This window comes from Pseudomonas sp. PARCl1, assembly GCF_947311875.1.
Taxonomy (GTDB): Bacteria; Pseudomonadota; Gammaproteobacteria; order Pseudomonadales; family Pseudomonadaceae; genus Aquipseudomonas; species Aquipseudomonas juntendi.
Window position 1 is genome coordinate 78,998 of record NZ_CAMZMX010000006.1, and the last position, 15,575, is coordinate 94,572.

At 63.7% G+C, this 15,575-nt stretch carries 18 protein-coding genes; 9 read left to right on the forward strand and 9 right to left on the reverse strand.

Annotated features, from left to right (window positions below; translation table 11 throughout):
* The first annotated feature begins 142 nt into the window (after positions 1-142).
* From QME24_RS05420 to QME24_RS05445, 6 genes are all read left to right on the forward strand, one after another.
* On the forward strand, positions 143-319 hold the full coding sequence (locus QME24_RS05420; protein WP_009686902.1) for a KGG domain-containing protein: 177 nt from the start codon (positions 143-145) through the stop codon (positions 317-319).
* 58 nt (positions 320-377) lie between these two features.
* On the forward strand, positions 378-578 hold the full coding sequence (locus QME24_RS05425; protein ID WP_009686901.1) for a hypothetical protein: 201 nt from the start codon (positions 378-380) through the stop codon (positions 576-578).
* A 20-nt stretch (positions 579-598) separates the two neighbouring features.
* Entirely contained in the window at positions 599-1,930 is a 1,332-nt protein-coding gene (locus QME24_RS05430) for an iron-containing redox enzyme family protein (protein ID WP_192440074.1), read from the forward strand.
* Positions 1,930-2,883, forward strand: a complete 954-nt coding sequence (locus tag QME24_RS05435; RefSeq protein ID WP_280091166.1) for a class I SAM-dependent methyltransferase — start codon at positions 1,930-1,932, stop codon at positions 2,881-2,883. Before QME24_RS05430 ends, QME24_RS05435 begins: the two co-directional genes overlap by 1 nt.
* 80 nt (positions 2,884-2,963) lie before the next feature.
* Entirely contained in the window at positions 2,964-3,551 is a 588-nt protein-coding gene (locus tag QME24_RS05440) for a nucleosidase (protein ID WP_182365478.1), read from the forward strand.
* Positions 3,552-3,646: 95 nt separating this feature from the next.
* On the forward strand, positions 3,647-4,468 hold the full coding sequence (locus tag QME24_RS05445) for a Ku protein (RefSeq protein WP_009686897.1): 822 nt from the start codon (positions 3,647-3,649) through the stop codon (positions 4,466-4,468).
* A gap of 23 nt (positions 4,469-4,491) precedes the next feature.
* Here the strand turns inward: QME24_RS05445 and QME24_RS05450 are convergent, their stop codons facing one another.
* The 5 genes from QME24_RS05450 to ligD are packed head-to-tail and all read right to left on the reverse strand — an operon-like array spanning position 4,492 to position 10,081.
* On the reverse strand, positions 4,492-5,151 hold the full coding sequence (locus tag QME24_RS05450) for a glycosyltransferase (protein ID WP_280091167.1): 660 nt from the start codon (positions 5,149-5,151) through the stop codon (positions 4,492-4,494).
* Entirely contained in the window at positions 5,148-5,747 is a 600-nt protein-coding gene (locus QME24_RS05455) for a class I SAM-dependent methyltransferase (RefSeq protein ID WP_029886191.1), read from the reverse strand. The genes QME24_RS05450 and QME24_RS05455 overlap by 4 nt, the downstream gene beginning before the upstream one ends.
* 11 nt (positions 5,748-5,758) lie before the next feature.
* Positions 5,759-6,514 (reverse strand): PIG-L family deacetylase, encoded by a 756-nt coding sequence (locus QME24_RS05460; RefSeq protein ID WP_280091168.1) that lies wholly within the window; start codon positions 6,512-6,514, stop codon positions 5,759-5,761.
* Positions 6,511-7,554: an acyl-CoA dehydrogenase family protein gene (locus tag QME24_RS05465; RefSeq protein ID WP_280091169.1), complete on the reverse strand. Its 1,044-nt coding sequence runs from the start codon at positions 7,552-7,554 to the stop codon at positions 6,511-6,513. Before QME24_RS05465 ends, QME24_RS05460 begins: the two co-directional genes overlap by 4 nt.
* Before the next feature lie 25 nt (positions 7,555-7,579).
* Positions 7,580-10,081 carry a DNA ligase D gene (gene ligD / locus QME24_RS05470; protein ID WP_280091170.1) on the reverse strand — a complete coding sequence of 834 codons (2,502 nt, stop codon included), beginning with the start codon at positions 10,079-10,081 and terminating at the stop codon, positions 7,580-7,582.
* Positions 10,082-10,209: 128 nt separating this feature from the next.
* Here ligD and QME24_RS05475 point away from each other — a divergent pair, with 128 nt between their 5' ends.
* Positions 10,210-10,674, forward strand: coding sequence for a phosphotransferase system, HPr-related protein (locus QME24_RS05475; RefSeq protein ID WP_192440071.1), 465 nt, complete (start codon positions 10,210-10,212; stop codon positions 10,672-10,674).
* A complete protein-coding gene (locus QME24_RS05480) occupies positions 10,671-10,895 on the forward strand; it encodes a metallothionein (RefSeq protein WP_280091171.1) in 225 nt (74 codons plus the stop codon). Before QME24_RS05475 ends, QME24_RS05480 begins: the two co-directional genes overlap by 4 nt.
* A gap of 60 nt (positions 10,896-10,955) precedes the next feature.
* Here the strand turns inward: QME24_RS05480 and QME24_RS05485 are convergent, their stop codons facing one another.
* Genes QME24_RS05485 through QME24_RS05500 form a run of 4 tightly spaced genes read right to left on the reverse strand, consistent with a single transcriptional unit; the run spans position 10,956 to position 14,810 of the window.
* The gene (locus QME24_RS05485) at positions 10,956-11,909 is read right to left on the reverse strand and encodes a lysylphosphatidylglycerol synthase domain-containing protein (RefSeq protein WP_197879207.1); all 954 of its coding nucleotides are present in this window, start codon (positions 11,907-11,909) and stop codon (positions 10,956-10,958) included.
* Positions 11,909-13,114 carry a cardiolipin synthase ClsB gene (gene clsB, locus QME24_RS05490; RefSeq protein WP_235767710.1) on the reverse strand — a complete coding sequence of 402 codons (1,206 nt, stop codon included), beginning with the start codon at positions 13,112-13,114 and terminating at the stop codon, positions 11,909-11,911. The genes QME24_RS05485 and clsB overlap by 1 nt, the downstream gene beginning before the upstream one ends.
* The gene (locus QME24_RS05495; protein WP_033691360.1) at positions 13,111-13,884 is read right to left on the reverse strand and encodes an endonuclease/exonuclease/phosphatase family protein; all 774 of its coding nucleotides are present in this window, start codon (positions 13,882-13,884) and stop codon (positions 13,111-13,113) included. Before QME24_RS05495 ends, clsB begins: the two co-directional genes overlap by 4 nt.
* Positions 13,885-13,892: 8 nt before the next feature.
* On the reverse strand, positions 13,893-14,810 hold the full coding sequence (locus tag QME24_RS05500) for a DUF72 domain-containing protein (RefSeq protein WP_054904691.1): 918 nt from the start codon (positions 14,808-14,810) through the stop codon (positions 13,893-13,895).
* 195 nt (positions 14,811-15,005) lie between these two features.
* Here QME24_RS05500 and QME24_RS05505 point away from each other — a divergent pair, with 195 nt between their 5' ends.
* Positions 15,006-15,557 (forward strand): ATP-dependent Clp protease proteolytic subunit, encoded by a 552-nt coding sequence (locus QME24_RS05505; RefSeq protein ID WP_280091172.1) that lies wholly within the window; start codon positions 15,006-15,008, stop codon positions 15,555-15,557.
* Positions 15,558-15,575: the final 18 nt, after the last annotated feature.

The following is a 15,575-nucleotide window of genomic DNA, read 5'->3' on the forward strand; positions in this document are numbered from 1 at the left end:
GCGCCAAATAAGGACTTGCCGCTTATTTAACGCCACCGGTCCGAAGCCTGCCAATTGAAACGAATCCCAACCCGAGCCTGTACTCCGAATTCATGTACGGCGCTGAAGCCGTGCATCCCGAAATCATATGAGGTTTCAGACCATGGCCACTAAAGACAATAGCCGTACCGGCAACCAACAAGGCAGCCAGGGCGGTAACAAGAACTCGGGCAACTTCGCCAATGACCGCGAAAAAGCCTCCGAGGCAGGCCGCAAGGGCGGGCAGCATTCCAGCGGCGGCCAAACCAGTGAATCGGGCCGCAAAGGCGGCCGCTCGTAAACGAGGCCCTGCAGTGCCGGGGAACCGGCACTGCCATCGAGTAGCCCTGGAGGTCGTTATGCAATGGTTACCTGTGGCGGCCCTGTCGGGCGCCCTGTTGCTGGTTGGCGGCTGTTTCGACCGAGACAATGGCCACCCCGGCAAAGACGACGCCGACACCACCAAGCCGTCCCTGCAAATGCAACAACCCAGTGAAAAGCCCGCCCCCCAACCTGCGCCCGATCCTGAACCGATGCCAGGTCAGAAACCCAGCCAATAAACGCGCATGAGGAAAACGGCATGACGGTCATGACACGCAAGACCGCCGCGACAGTTCCGGCCTCACTGGCCACAACCAGCCTGCAACAGCGTTACGAAGCCTTGCTGGCAGGCACTGATAACGCTGGCGCGCAATGGTTGAATGAGCAACTGGAGCGTGCCCGGCACTTGCCGGATGACCTGCCAGCCGACCCCGTGGAGCTTGAAGCCTGGGGCGCGCGCCACGCCGGGCAAGTAGCTCAAGGTTTTGCCGCCTACTTGGCACAACGCCAGCAAGGTGGGCCACGCCGCTATTTTGCCACGCGCGCGCAAGCGCTATGGTTCCTGCAACAGGTGGCACCGACCAAGGCGGTGGATGGTGCGTGGTTGCACAGTACCTTGCGGCATTGGGCAGACCCACGCTACCACGGGTTGATCCGGACCTACCTGGAAGAATTGGGCAGCGGTGATGTGCGCTGGAACCATGTGGCGATCTATCAGCGGCTGATGAGCCGCCTGGGTTGCCTGGAACCGTTGCAACTTGAAGACGAACGCTATTTGCAGGGTGCACTGCAGCTGGCACTGGGTCGCTACGGTGAGGACTTCCTCCCTGAGCTGATCGGTTACAACCTCGGCTACGAACAACCACCGCTGCATTTGCTCATTACCACCTATGAACTCGCCGAATTGGGCATCGACGGCCAGTATTTCCAATTGCATGTCACGATCGACAACGCCGCCAGCGGTCACGCCCACCTGTCAATCCAGGCCTTGCGCCAACTCAGCCCGCGCAGTGACCCCTCCGGGTTCTACCAGCGAGTACGGCACGGCTACCGCCTGAATGACCTTGGCGTGGATACACCCACCCTGGTCAGCCTTTTCGACCTCGAAGCGGAATTGGTGCAGGCCTTGGAACAGAAGCGCCAGTTTGGCCAGTTCATGCATTCAGACCGGTGCCGGCTGCAGGGGCGCACCATCAACCAATGGCTGGCGGAACCTGGCGCAATGCCGCACTTTCTGCAGGCGCTGCAGGCGCAGGGCTGGATTCGCCGCGGTGAAGAACCCGCGCAAAGCCGCTGGTGGGCACTCGTGGATGGGCCGTCAGCACCTATGTACGGTGTGTTCACCGCCTATGAAAAGCAGTTGTGGCACGACTGGATCGCAGCAGGTTGGCAGTCGCGGGTTCGTCGCGTGCTACCCGGAAGCTGGCAGTTGCCGGCATGCGCCGATGATGCGGCCGTGGATGTCGACGCGCATGATATTGATGCGCTGATCGCACGCATGGCCGGCAACCACCACGCCACGCCTGAAGGGCTGCGGGCCACCCGTGCCTATCTGCAGGCCACAGGGATGATCCAGGAGGCACCGCGCTAATGGTCAGCGACCCTCAACGCCTGGCCAGTGACGGTGCATTATTGCAATTGGGCCGGCGCCTGCGCGCCGATGGCTATCGGTTTACCTGCGTGACACCGGCCACCCACGCGCGGGTCATGGCCCGCTGCGCAGGCGAGCAGGGACGAACGCTGCGGGATGTGTTCGGCTGGAGCAGGCCGTTCAGCGCCGGACTGCTCAGTGGCGATCAAATGGCCCAGCTGGAGCACGCGGGCGTCCTCACTGCTGCTTCTGGTGATGTGTGGCGTAGCACCATACGCTGGTCCACGCTGGATGACCTGATACTGGTCCACTCCGCGTACCCGACCGAGGCCGCGGACGCGGTGTTCTTCGGCCCAGACAGCTACCGCTTCGCCCAGGTTATCCATGACCACCTGCGACACACCCCCAACAGGGTTGAGCATGCCGTAGACATTGGCTGTGGAACCGGCATTGGCGCCTTGCTGATCGCGCGGGCGGCGCACCATGCGCAGGTTTCTGCGGTGGATATCAACCCGCTTGCCCTGCGCTACACCGCCGTGAATGCAGCGTTGGCTGACGTCAGCAATATTTCGGTGAAGCACAGTGACCTGCTGGACGATGTGCCCGGCAACTTCGACCTGATCGTTGCCAACCCGCCCTACATGCTCGATGTGGGCGAGCGGACCTACCGGCATGGCGGTGGCGCCCTGGGGGCCGCGTTGTCGTTGCGGATTGTCGAGCAGGCTCGTGAGCGGCTGACCCCGGGCGGCTCGTTGCTGTTGTATACCGGTGTGGCGATTGTGGACGGCCATGATTCCTTGCTCGAGGCTGTTCGCCTGCGTCTGGCCGGCACCACGTGCTCTTGGGTGTATCGGGAAATCGACCCTGATGTGTTCGGAGAACAGCTGGCTGAGCCGGGTTATGAAGCCGTGGAGCGGATAGCCGCCGTAGCCCTGACGGTTACCCGCCTGTAGAAGTGGTACGGCGCACTTGCAATTGGCCGGGGTTGCCCGACAATGGCGCGCCCCTTGCCGCCACACGGACCACCCGCACCATGATGCTGACCACGCAATTCCCCGATATCTCCCTGGAGGACACCTTGTTCGTCTTCGCCCTTGAAGCCGAAGCGGGCGAGGTGTTCCGCGAAATGAACACCGTGTTCACCGGTATCGGCAAGGTCAATGCCGCTATCGCCCTGACCAAGGCTATCGCTGTGCGCCGCCCCAGGCTGATCGTCAACCTGGGTTCTGCTGGCAGCCAGCGCCACGGCAAAGGCGCTGTCGTGTGCTGCAACCGTTTCGTGCAGCGCGACATGGACGTGACGCCGTTGGGTTTCGCCCGTTACGAGACGCCACTGGCGAATACCCCGGTGCTACTCGAACACGGTGCGGCCATACCCGGCCTGGCCCTGGAAACCTGTGGCAGTGGCGACAGCTTCGAAACCAACCACGGCGATGCGCCTTACGATGTGGTCGACATGGAAGCCTACGTGCTGGCCTTGATCGCCCGCAGCGAAGGTATTCCGTTCGTGTGCCTGAAGTACATCTCCGATGACGCGGGCAGCGAGGCTGCCGGTGACTGGGCCGTACAGGTTCACCTGGCGGCCGAAGCGTTCAAGCGTGTGCTGTTCAACGCGGTCTGATTGCCGGCCATTGGTGGCCGTGGGGCAATGCCATTAAACCTTCGTCACCCAGCGCAGTCACTGTTGGTATCGGCAGCCAACTTTGGAGCAGTGTCATGGCTCGGGCAATCTGGAAAGGCGCTATCAGCTTCGGGCTCGTGCATATCCCCGTGGCCCTCAACACTGCGGTGCGCACCGAGCGGGTAGACTTCGACTGGCTGGACAAGCGCAGCATGGAGCCTGTGGGCTACAAGCGCGTGAACAAGGTCACCGGCAAGGAAATCGACAAGGACAACATCGTCAAAGGCGTGGAGTATGAAAAGGGCCGCTATGTGGTGATCAGCGAGGAGGAAATCCGCAAGGCTCGCCCTGAAGCCACCCAGACGATCGATATCTTCTCGTTTGTCGAGGCTGGCGAAATACCCCTGCAGCACTTCGATACCCCGTATTACCTCACCCCCGACCGGCGCGGCGGCAAAGTCTATGCATTGCTGCGCGAGACGCTGGAAAAAACCGGCAAGGTGGCGCTGGCCACGGTGGTACTGCACACCCGCCAGCACCTGGCGCTGCTGCGCCCTCTGGATGACGCGCTGGTGATGATCACTTTGCGCTGGCCCGAGGAAGTACGCGGGCTGGAGACCCTGGAGCTGGACAGCAGTGTGACCGATACCAAGGTCGACAAGCGCGAACTGGACATGGCCAAGCGGCTGGTCGAAGACATGAGCGGGCCGTGGAAGCCCGAGGACTACCATGACGCCTTCCGCCAGACCATTCTGGACCTGGTGGAAGAAAAGGCCAGCAAAGGCAAGATCGCTACAGTTGAGAAAGGCAAGGCCGCCAGCGCCGAGAAAGGTGCGGACATCCTCGACCTTACCGAGCTGCTGAAACGCAGCCTCGGCGGCAAGAAGCCGGCGAAGAAGCCGCGCAAGGCTTCCTGAGCGAAGCCCCGCAAGCGCTTCGATCAAACCAGAGCCTGCAGCCCCGCCAGGTAATCGCCAAAGCCTTCCCGGGCGCGGCTGTCACGGCGGCTGCTGGTGGCCACGCTGTGCCTGGCCGTCCAGACGATCTGCGCGCCACTGGCTTGCAGGTCGCTGACCAGTTGCACGTCTTCATGGGCGGCCAAGGGCTGGAAGCCGCCGACTCGCGCATAGGCGTCGGCGCACACCCCCAGGTTGGCGCCATGAATATGCCGGTGGTCCTCGCGCTGTTCGTAGCGGCTTTGATAGAGCTGGCGCAGGGCGGCCGTCTGCCACGGCTGCCAGTATTCGACGTGTACCGTGCCACAGACAACCTCGGCACTGCAGGCCAGCTGCGACAACAACCAGTGCCCCGGTACCCGGCTGTCGGCATCGGTACAGGCCAGCCACCGCGCACCACGGTCGACCATGTGCGCCGCGCCCACCCGCCGGGCCATGCCAACACTGCCAGCCTCCACCTCCAGCACCTGTACACCAAAACGCCGCGCCACGGCGGCGCTGCCATCGCTGCAGCGGTCGAGCACGACCAGCACCTCGACCCGATGGCCAGCCTGCTGTGCCTGCACGGCGGCAATCAGCACCGCACGCAGGCAACGGCCGAGGCGGCGGGCTTCGTTGTGGGCCGGAATCACGACGGCGATCATGGGCAAGTCTCGTCAAGGTCGACCACACTGGGCTGGGCTGACCAGTACTCGAGCACGAAGTCCGCTTCATCATGCTGGAACTGTTTGTACAGGGGCAGGTGGCGGGCCAGCATGCGATGCACTTCACGCCCATCCTGCGGGCAACCGACAATGGGGTGCTTCCAGTGGCATGCCAGCAGGCCGCCGTCGTAAGACAGGCTGGCGACCGCTTGTTCGATGACTTGCAGCCAGTCGGTGGGGTCCAGGTAGTAGCCCACCTCGCTCAGCACGATCAGGTCGAAGCGCCCACCAGGCCAGTCTGCCGGGAGCCGCGCCAGTTCCACAGACGCATTGTGCACCTGAGCCAAGCGTTCGCGGGCCAGCCCCACGGCGGTGGGATCGAGGTCCTGGCATAGCAGTTCCCCGCTGCGTTCGGCCAGCAGTGCACTTAACTCGCCGTTGGCGCAGGCTGGCTCGAACACCCGCTGGTAGCATTGACGGGGCAGGCTGGCCATGACCAGCTCGCGCTTGCGCTTCTCGTACCAACGGGTGCGAAAAGCCCACGGGTCTTCATTGGTCGCATACAAGTCGGCGAAATACTGTGGGTCGAGGCTCATGACAACTCCAGTCAAAGGAACACCAGTTCGAAAGGTTGCAGCAGGCAATCCAGCAGGTTTGCCGGTAGCACCGGCGGCCGCTCACCGTCTGCCTGCAACTGGCTGGCATGGGCGGCGAGGGCCTTGCGCTTGCGCGCCAACCGGGCTTCATCCAGCTGCAGGCGGTGGGCACGGGGCCAGGGCAGGCGAGGGTCGTCGGGTTGCGCCCAGTGCCAGGCCCAGACCGGGACCTCGGCCAGTTGCACTTGCCGCGCCAATGCCGCGTGGGCGGCGGCGCGCCCGACGGCCTCGTGGTCGCAATGACCGTCATTGCGCCAGGTAGCCATCAACAGGTCGTCCGGGCGCAACAATTGAGTCAGATGGCTGACGAGGAACGCTTCCTCTCGCGGCAATTGGCCGTCCTTGAGGTTGAGCCGGCGCCAGTCCACGCGGTTCGGGTCCAGGTCAAGCTGCTGCAATGCCAGGCGACTTTCCTGGGGGCGTTGGCGACGCAGGCGATGCTCGCTCCACTGGGTTGAGCCAGGGTGGCTGCCTTCACCATCGGTTGCGGAAATCAGCACCAGGTCGGCTTCACGGCCTTTGAAGCTGCTCAGCAGGCCGCCTGCCATGAGGATTTCATCATCCGGGTGGGGCGCAATCATCACCAGGCGGCGCCCAGGAGGGCAGAGCCGGGCGGGGTCGAGCCATGTGGCCCGGGCGAGGTGGGCCGCCTGCTGCCAGTCGGCCCAAGGGGTGCCGCTGCTGGACTGGATCAAGTTCTCACTCATAGCTGCCACGCTCCTGCCGGCACCTGCGCCAGCTGTTGGCCCAGCGCTGCCAGGTCACGCTCCGCGTGGCTCTGGCGCAGATACACTGGTAAATCGGCGCTCAAACGGGCGAAGTGGCTGTTGCGGCAGAACGGTGTGGCACCCAAGGCCCGCCCGACATGGCTGATGACCTGGTCCACGGCCTGCTCGACCTGGGCACGGGTGCGCCGCACTTCAAAACTGGCATCTGCACCCGGCTGCCGGTCGATCCAGGCGGCGCATTCACGCAGCGCCGCACGCGCACCATACAAAGCGGCGTCCACCGCCCCGAGGTGGGCATCGGCATGCGGGTCGGGCCGCGGCTTGCGGCAATATTCGCGCAAGTAGTCGGCCAGGGCCTCGGCCGCACCATACCAGCACGCGGCGATACCGCCGCCGCCGTGCCAGAAACCAGGGCGCGCCAGGTACTGGCCAGGTTTGCCGATGAGCGTCGCCGGGGTGTTGTCGAAGGTGACCTCGACGCTGGCCGTGGTAGCCATGCCCACGGCTTGCCAATGCTCGATGTTCAGCCCCTGGTCAGGCTGCGACAGTTCGATGGCGACCAACTGCTGCTGACCCTGCTCATCCCAGGCCGTGAGCAATGCCCGGTCGATCTGCAACGCCCCGGAACACCAGGCTTTGGTGCCTTGCAAACGTACCCTGTCGCCGTCGAGGGAGGTTATGACCGCGCGGGCATCAGGTGGCTCGGCGGCCCACACGCCCCAAATGCCCTCTGCCACGTGATGTGCAGCTGCGCACTCCGCCAGAATCGCCAAAGCATCGGTGTGCCCTTCATACAGCTTGGCCAGGGCCAGGTCGCAACCCGCCACGCGGGCCAACGTCTGCCAACGGCGCAAGGTATTGCCCTGGCCTGGCAACGGCAGCAGGTCCAGGTGGTCGGCCTGCAGCGCCTGCATCAGCTGAGGCAACTGAGTGTCGAGGTTGAGGGGCTGTTGACGATCACCAAATGTACGCAGTAGGCGGTCGAAATGGGTCAGGTTGAAGTCCTGGACGATGCTCATGGGCGGGTCTCCTGATGCGTGGCCACTAGGCAAGCCCCAGCTGTTTGCGCATGCGCGCCGTAATGGATTGGCGGACCTTGCCCAGGTCCGCCCACGGGTCGTCGACCTCTGCCAGGCGCGCGGGCAGGTTGGCGATGTTCCATTGGTTGGCGGCTTTGAGCGCGGTCAGTTCCTCACGCCAGATGGGCACCGACACCGGCAGGCCTTCCCGTGCACGCAGGGAATAGGCACACGCGGTTGTTGCCCCCCTGGCGTTGCGCAGATAGTCGATGAAGATGCGCCCGATGCGGTTCTTGGGCCCTGAAACAGCGCTGAGGCGGTCCGGAAACAGCTTGGCCAGGTACTCGACGATGGCATGGCTGAAGGCTTTGACCTCGTCCCAACCCGCGCGGCGGGTCAGCGGTACCACCAAGTGTATGCCCTTGCCGCCGCTGGTCTTGATGAACACTTTCAGGCCAAGCTCGTCGAGCAGGGTGAGGGTGAGTTGAGTGGCTTCCAGCATGGCCTTCCAGGGCAGCGCGGGGTCAGGGTCGAGGTCGAGCACGAAGCGGTCGGGCTTGTCGAAGTCCTTGTCAGTGGCATTCCAGCTGTGCAGCTCGAGCATGTTCATCTGCACCGCGCCCAGCAGGGTATCGGCGCGGTTGATGACCATGGCCGCCTGGCCGGCCTGGGCCTTGTCGTATTCGAGCACATTGGGCAGGTGCAGCTGGCTGGCGTTCTTCTGGAAGAAAAGCTCACCGGCCAGGCCATCGGGTGCCCGCACCAATGCCACCGGGCGGTGCTGGATCTGGGGTAGCAACCACTGGCTGACGGCGGCGTAATACTCGGCCACATCGCGCTTGGTCACGCCCGTGGTAGCGTCGATCACCCGGTCAGGGTGGGTAAGGTGCAGGTCCTCCGAAAGTGGCGCTGCTTTGCCGCGTTTGCGGCGGGGCGTTGTGTTGGTGGGCATGGGGCGTTCCAGGTCGATGGCGGTGGCGGGCTTGTCATCGCGCAGGCCATGGAAGACCGAATGGCGCACAATGCCGTCCCGGGTCATCTGGGCATACGCCACTTCAGCCAGCAGCTGCGGCTTCAGCCAGTGCACACCGCGGGCTTCTGCGCCGCTGGGCGGGCGGGCCACGGCGGGCTTGGCAATTTCAAGTGGCTGCAGGCGCGTATGGATGCTGGCCAGGGTGGCAGCCGTGAAGCCGGTACCGACCTTGCCGGCATAGCGCAGCTCGCCATTGTCCCGGTCGTGCAGGGCCAGCAGCAGGGCCCCGAAGCCGCTGCGGCTGCCTTTGGGGTCGGTGTAGCCAACCAGCACGAACTCCTGGCGGCGCTTGCATTTGAGCTTGATCCAGTCCGCGCTGCGGCGGCCGCTGTAGGGGCTGTCTGCACGTTTACCGATCAGCCCTTCGAGTTCCAGGCGGCAGGCGCTGGCCAGCAGGGCGTCGACCGGTTCGTCGAAGTCGGCGGAATATTTGAGTACGTCTGACGCGTCGTGATCGAGGAGGGTTTTCAGCGTTTCGCGGCGATCCTGTAGCGGTGCGTGACGCAGGTCCTGGCCACCCAGAAATGGCAGGTCGAATACGTAGTAAGTGATGTGCTCGTCCTGCTCGGTGTCGAAGGCGTTCTGTAACGCCTGGAAGTCCGCTGCGCCATTTTCGTCAGCCACTACCATTTCGCCATCCAGCCAGGCCGAATCGATGCCCAGGGCGCGCAATGCTGCGACTTGGCGGGGCATCTTGCTGCTCCAGTCATGGCCGTTGCGGGTGAATAGCCGCACATCGTCGCCGTCGATACGAGCCAGGATGCGATAGCCATCGAACTTGACCTCATAGCGCCAGTCGCCCTGGGGCGGCGTGTCCACCAAGGTGGCCAGCTGTGGCTGCAACTGGTTCGGCAATGCGGCTTGGCGAACCTTGCCGGGGCGCTTGCGCGTAGCCCGCGGCTTGGTGGCGGCTTGCTTGGCTGCCGGCTTGCGGGGGATCAGGGTGCGGTCACTGAGCACACTGTCGGGCTGCGCGTCGACGATGCTGTACTCGGCTTCGCTACGGGCCTGGGCATCGTGGGATTTGACCAGCATCCATTGTTCTTTCTTGCCCGCCAGGTGGGTGCGGAACAGGTTCCACACCCCGGACAGTTTTTCGCCTTGCAAACGAAACTTGAGCTTGCCCTTGGCATAGCCCTCATGGGCGTCGCCCTCCGGCTCCCAGATGCCGCGATCCCAGACGATGACATCGCCAGCCCCGTAGTGGCCTTCAGGGATGTGGCCCTCGAAATCGGCATAGTCCAGCGGGTGGTCCTCGACGTGCACGGCCAGGCGGCGCACGTTCGGGTCCAGCGACGGGCCTTTGGGGATCGCCCAGCTCTTCAACGTACCGTCCAACTCCAGGCGGAAATCATAATGCAGGTGGCTGGCGTCGTGTTTCTGAATGCAGAACTGCAGCGCATGGGCTTTTTTGCCACGGCTGCGTTTGCCACTGGGCTCGGGCGTTGCGTTGAAGTCGCGCTTGCGCGCGTATTCCTGCAGGGGCTTGGCCATATCCGGCTCCGGGCAAATCGCACTCTGTAGAGGTGGGAGGCGCCGGGCAGGCAGGGAGTTCAAAAAACTCTGAATCTTCGGCCACCCGATGCAGTCGACCGAATGCAGCCAACTGACGGAGAACGTACATGGCCCGAACAGAAGATCCTAAGCCCTACACCCCAACCGAGATCGACGACACCGAGGACCGCATGGGCAGCGTGCACGAACTGGACTTCGATGAGCGCCTTGACGAACGCCAGGGGCGAGTAGGGGACGAGCGCCCGGCGAGCGAGATCGAGCGCGAATTTCCACCAGAGCGTGTTGCCGAAAGCGGCATGACGGGTGGCGAAGCGCTGAGCGACAGCCTGCATGAAGACAACGTCACCTACGACGACCTGAGCCCGGATACGCTGCTGGATGAAACCGGCGCCCGTGACCCCCACGAGCCCGGCGGCGGCGTCGGCCCGGCTGACATGGACCTGCGCGAAGTGGATGCCGACGAAATTGGTGGCGGCTTTGGGCTGGATGAAGCCGAGCTGGCACGTTCCGCACCGCTTGACGGGGAACCCTGGACCGATGATGTGATCGATGACGAGGAGAGCAGATCATGAACCAGCAACGTTGTGCCTGTACCGACTGTTCCTGCACCGTGGATGCCAATGCCTTGCAGCGTGACGGCAAGGCCTATTGCTGTGAGGCCTGCGCCAACGGCCATAGCCATGGCGAGGGCTGCAGGATGCAAGCCTGCCATTGCAGCGAAAAACCGGACGAAAATGCCGTAGACAATGCGCTGGATGAGACCTTCCCGGCGAGCGCCCCGATTTCCCCTTGAGCTCGCCTTATTGGCGCGGCACCACGCCGCGCCGACGTTAAGCGCGCCTGCCCCGCACCATCAGGTTTGCACCGAATTGTCGCGCTGGCGCATGGCCTTGGCGCGCTTCTCAAGCACCAGATAAGTCACGATCGCAACCACCAGCGGTATCAGGTAGTACAGGGTGCGATAGCCCAAGAGCGCGGCTACCAGCGTGCCCTGCGCCATCTGCCCGTGCAGCAGGGCGAGGAACACCGCTTCCAGCACACCCAGGCCCGCCGGGATATGTGCAACCACGCCTGCCACGCAACTGATCAACAGGATTCCGAGGATGGCGGGGTAGAAGGCGTCGCCCGGCAGCAACCAGTAAATCAGCAGCGCCATCAATGCCCAGTTGCTGGCCCCCAGCGCTACCTGGCAGAGCGCAAGGCGCAGGGTTGGCAAAGTGACTTCGTGCTCGCGCCAGCGCCACGTGCGCTTCTTGGCCAGGCCACAGGCCAGCAGATACGCCGCGGTGATTGCCAGCAACAGCACGCCGATCAGGCGCAGCCCTGTGGTGCCCACAGCCCAGTTGCCCGGCAGTTCGACCAGACCCAGGGCGAACACACTGCCGGCCAGCAGCATATAGCCCATCCAGTTGGTGAGCAGGCCCAGCGTGAGAATGCGCGTGATGGTGGGGGTATCGAGCCCAAGGCGCCCATACAGGCGGTAGCGCAAGGCAACCCCGCCGACCCAGGTGGTGAAGTTGAGGTTGAACGCGTAGCACACGAAGGCGACCGGCAGCACTTGCCGGGCGGGCAGCTGATGACCGGTGTAGGCGCGGGCCAGCAGGTCGTAGCTGGCGAACGTCAGGTAACTGCACACCGCAATTGCCAGGCCGATCACCAGCGTTCCAGGCTTGTAGGCGAGCAGCGACTGGCGCACTTCGTTCCAGTCCAGGTTGCGCGCCAATTGGTACAGCAGCACAGGGATCAGGATCAGGAACGCTACCGTCAATACGCGCTTGGCCCAGGTTTGCCAGGTTGTCCGTGCCATCAGGTATTGCCCTCGTGCAGGTCGCCGGCCGGGGCCTCGACGTCTGGCTGCAGCGAACGCAGCCGTTGGCGGTGTGCGGGCAACCAGCCGGCGATGCGCGGGAAAAGGCGCGCCGCATGGAAGCAGGCGAAGATCAGCGGTGCCCGCCACCAGTAGCCACGGATCATGCGTTCCAGAGTCACCGGCTTGCACTGCTCGTGCGCAAGTGACTGCAGGTGCTCCCCGAGCAATTGGTTGAAAGCGCGGTCGCGGATGAACAGGTTGGCTTCCAGGTTCAGCGACAGGCTCAGCGGGTCGAGGTTGCTGGAACCCACGGTCGCCCACTCGTCGTCCACCAGCGCCACTTTGCCGTGCAAGGGCCGCTTGCAGTATTCATGAATGACCACGCCATCACGCAGCAGGTAGTTGTACAGCAACCGCGACAGTGCACGGACCCAGCGCATGTCTGGCTGCCCCTGCAGGATCAGGTGCACAGCCACCCCGCGGCGGGCAGCGTTGCGCAACTCGCGCAGCAGCCGGTAGCCGGGGAAGAAGTAGGCATTGGCCACTACGATACGTTCTTTGGCACCGCGAAACGCCTGCAGGTACTGGCTTTCGATGGCTGTCCTGCGCACGCCATTGTCACGCTCTACCAGCACGGCGGTGGTGGACCCGGCGGGCTCGGTCAACGGCCGCACGGCGCTTGGTTCCTGCAGCACCGGCGACATCAGGCGCTTGCTGGCGGCATGCACCTGTGCCACCACTGGGCCGGTTACCTCGACGGCATAGTCCTGCTTGGCCATGGGGCCGAAGTCGCCCAGGTGATCGGCGCTGTAGTTGATGCCGCCAATGAAGGCCCGCTCGCCATCGATGACCACGATCTTGCGGTGCAGGCGCCGGAACAGGTTGGTACGCATGCCCACCAGGCGCGGCTGCGGGTCGAAGGCGTGGAAACTCACGCCGGCATCTGTCATGGCCGCGATGAACGGCGCGGGCAGGTCGCCGGTACCGTAGCCGTCCACCACCACTTCGACACGCACGCCGCGGCGGGCCGCGTCGATCAGCGCCTGCTGCAGTTGTCGGCCGACCTTGTCGTCGAAAATGATGAAGGTTTCCAGCAGGATTTCCTCCTGGGCACGGGCCATGGCCTCGAACACACAGGGGTAATATTGCTCGCCGTTGATCAGCAACTTGATATTGTTGCCCTCTACCCAAGGTCTGTTCACAGATGAATCTCCGCGGCCAATGGTGCGTGGTCGGAAAGGTGCGACCACGGGTAATTCGACAGTACCTGGGCAGCGCTCGGCATGGCGTTGCGCAGGTAGATGCGGTCAAGGCGCAGCAGCGGCAGACGCGCCGGGAAGCTGCGTGCCGGAGTGCCGAAGCGCTCGCCGAAGGCCTCTACCAGGTGCTCGCCCAACACGGCATCTGCCTTCAGGCGCCAGTCGTTGAAATCGCCGGCGACGATGACCGGTGCTTGCGGCGGCAGGCTGGCCAGCAGGTCGAGCAAGAGTTGGATCTGGCTTTGCCGATGCGCTTCGCGCAGGCCCAGGTGCACACAAATGGCGTGCACCTGGTCGTGCCCTGGCACCTCGAGTTGGCAATGCAGCAGGCCGCGTTGTTCCTTGCCTTGCACCGACACATCGAGGTTGTTGAAGCGCTGGATGGGAAATTTGGACAGCAAGGCGTTGCCGTGGTCACCCTGCGGGTACACGGCATTGCGGCCGTAAGCGAACTGGGGCCACATGCTGTCGGCAAGGAATTCATATTGCGGGGTATCAGGCCAGGCCGGGTGGCGCAAGGCATGCTGCTGATGGCTGCCATGCACTTCCTGCAGGAACACCAGGTCTGCGCCGGTGGCACGGACCGCTTCACGCAGCTCAGGCAGGATGAAGCGGCGATTGAAGAAGGTGAACCCCTTGTGCACGTTCAGCGTGAGTACGTTCAAGCGGCGCACGGCGGTGGACTGATCGGTGCTGCGCGGCAAAGCAGTCATGGGTTCGTTCACAAGGCCACCTCCGGCACCACGCCCGGTTCGGTCATCAGTTCGTGGTCCAGCGACAGCTTCTGCAGCAAACGGCGGGCGTCGTAGGGCGCATGGACCTTCTGGTCATTGTCGAAGTAACAGTACACGTCACGCGCCGCGCGCCGAGGTGGCGGCCCCGGCACGATCAGGCGCGCGTCGTCTGCCTGGCCGCCCTGGCTCCAGTGCAGGATGCGCTGTTTCCAGCGGCGTAACGCACGCGCGGTGTAGCCACTGCTATAGAGCTCCACGTCGCCGTGCAGGCGCATGTACACGAAGTCTGCGGTGACATCTTCGGCATGCGGCCACTTGCCGGCACTGTCCGCAACCACCAGCGCAACACGGTGCTTGCGCAGCAGCTTGATGAACGCCTCGCAAAGAAAACTCTCGTGGCGGACCTCCACCGCGTGGCGCAAACGTACATTACCGGTGATTGCAAGGCCGCCACTGTCCCGCAGGCGTTCGGCACAGCCCTGTGCGCATGCGCGCGCAGCTTTGCGGTCACGTGGCAGCAACTGCAGGAACCGGGCAAAACGCTCTTCGTCAAACTTCATGTTCGGTGGGAACTGCCACAGGAACGGCCCCAGCTTGTCGCCTAGCAGTAGCGGGCCAGAGGCGAAGAAGTTGGCCACTGGCTCTTCAACCTCCTTCAGGCGGAGCACATGGGTGATGTAACGTGGCCCCTTGACCGCGAAAACGAAGCCATCCGGCGTTTCATCACGCCAGCGCAGGTAGCGCTCTGGGGTTTGCAAGCTGTAGAACGAGCCGTTTATCTCGATGCTGTTCACGGCCCGCGAGGCGAACGCCAGTTCATCGTCCTGGCGCAGGCCCTTGGGGTAGAAGTCCTTGCGCCAGGGGCCATAGCGCCACCCGGAAATGCCGATGCGGATATCGCTCACGCCGTCGTCCTCATCACCGGTTCCTTGTTCGGTTACTGTGGTATTGCGACTGGCGCAGAGGGCCAAGGGTTCACCGCGTGTGATCAACGGGAACGGCCACTGACAGGTTGAACTTTGCCCGCGCAGACGATTCCACCGGGTAAGCGCCCCAGGCGCGCGAGCCCAGGAATTGACCTGCCAACCCTGGAGGCAAGCATGGCCAGACACATCATTCATTTCACCGGGCCGATCAATTCGTCGACCTGTGGCAACCTGATCAATACCTGCTCAAAGGCATTGCAGCAGGGCGCCGAGGTGCTGCAACTGAACATCGCTACCATGGGCGGCGAGTGCAGCTACGGCTTTACCTTGTACAACTTCCTGCGGGCGCTGCCGGTGCCGGTGCATACGCACAACCTGGGCACCGTCGAGTCCATGGGTAATATTCTGTTCCTGGCCGGGGAGTGGCGCACGGCATGCAGCTACAGCAAGTTCCTGTTCCACCCGTTCCACTGGACCTTGCACGGCTCGGTCGACCATTCACGCATGGCCGAATATGCGATGAGCCTGGATTACGACCTGCAGCTGTACGCGCAGATTGTGGCGGAGCGCACAGTAGGTGCGCCCGAGGTGCTGGACGTGCCGCGCTACCTCATGGCGTACCCGCGAATTCTGGGGCCGCAGGAAGCACTGCAAAGCGGCGTGATCCATGCCATCGACGAGATGCCGATTACGCTGGACATGAACCAGTGGAGCGTGCACGCCTGAGGTTCATGCCGGCCGACC

Bases quoted from the DNA above. Each gene is read 5' to 3' on its own strand.
- QME24_RS05420 (WP_009686902.1), top strand. From the start codon at position 143: ATGGCCACTAAAGACAATAGCCGTACCGGCAACCAACAAGGCAGCCAG.
- QME24_RS05425 (WP_009686901.1), top strand. From the start codon at position 378: ATGCAATGGTTACCTGTGGCGGCCCTGTCGGGCGCCCTGTTGCTGGTT.
- QME24_RS05430 (WP_192440074.1), top strand. From the start codon at position 599: ATGACGGTCATGACACGCAAGACCGCCGCGACAGTTCCGGCCTCACTG.
- QME24_RS05435 (WP_280091166.1), top strand. From the start codon at position 1,930: ATGGTCAGCGACCCTCAACGCCTGGCCAGTGACGGTGCATTATTGCAA.
- QME24_RS05440 (WP_182365478.1), top strand. From the start codon at position 2,964: ATGATGCTGACCACGCAATTCCCCGATATCTCCCTGGAGGACACCTTG.
- QME24_RS05445 (WP_009686897.1), top strand. From the start codon at position 3,647: ATGGCTCGGGCAATCTGGAAAGGCGCTATCAGCTTCGGGCTCGTGCAT.
- QME24_RS05450 (WP_280091167.1), bottom strand. From the start codon at position 5,151: ATGATCGCCGTCGTGATTCCGGCCCACAACGAAGCCCGCCGCCTCGGC.
- QME24_RS05455 (WP_029886191.1), bottom strand. From the start codon at position 5,747: ATGAGCCTCGACCCACAGTATTTCGCCGACTTGTATGCGACCAATGAA.
- QME24_RS05460 (WP_280091168.1), bottom strand. From the start codon at position 6,514: ATGAGTGAGAACTTGATCCAGTCCAGCAGCGGCACCCCTTGGGCCGAC.
- QME24_RS05465 (WP_280091169.1), bottom strand. From the start codon at position 7,554: ATGAGCATCGTCCAGGACTTCAACCTGACCCATTTCGACCGCCTACTG.
- ligD (WP_280091170.1), bottom strand. From the start codon at position 10,081: ATGGCCAAGCCCCTGCAGGAATACGCGCGCAAGCGCGACTTCAACGCA.
- QME24_RS05475 (WP_192440071.1), top strand. From the start codon at position 10,210: ATGGCCCGAACAGAAGATCCTAAGCCCTACACCCCAACCGAGATCGAC.
- QME24_RS05480 (WP_280091171.1), top strand. From the start codon at position 10,671: ATGAACCAGCAACGTTGTGCCTGTACCGACTGTTCCTGCACCGTGGAT.
- QME24_RS05485 (WP_197879207.1), bottom strand. From the start codon at position 11,909: ATGGCACGGACAACCTGGCAAACCTGGGCCAAGCGCGTATTGACGGTA.
- QME24_RS05495 (WP_033691360.1), bottom strand. From the start codon at position 13,884: ATGACTGCTTTGCCGCGCAGCACCGATCAGTCCACCGCCGTGCGCCGC.
- QME24_RS05505 (WP_280091172.1), top strand. From the start codon at position 15,006: ATGGCCAGACACATCATTCATTTCACCGGGCCGATCAATTCGTCGACC.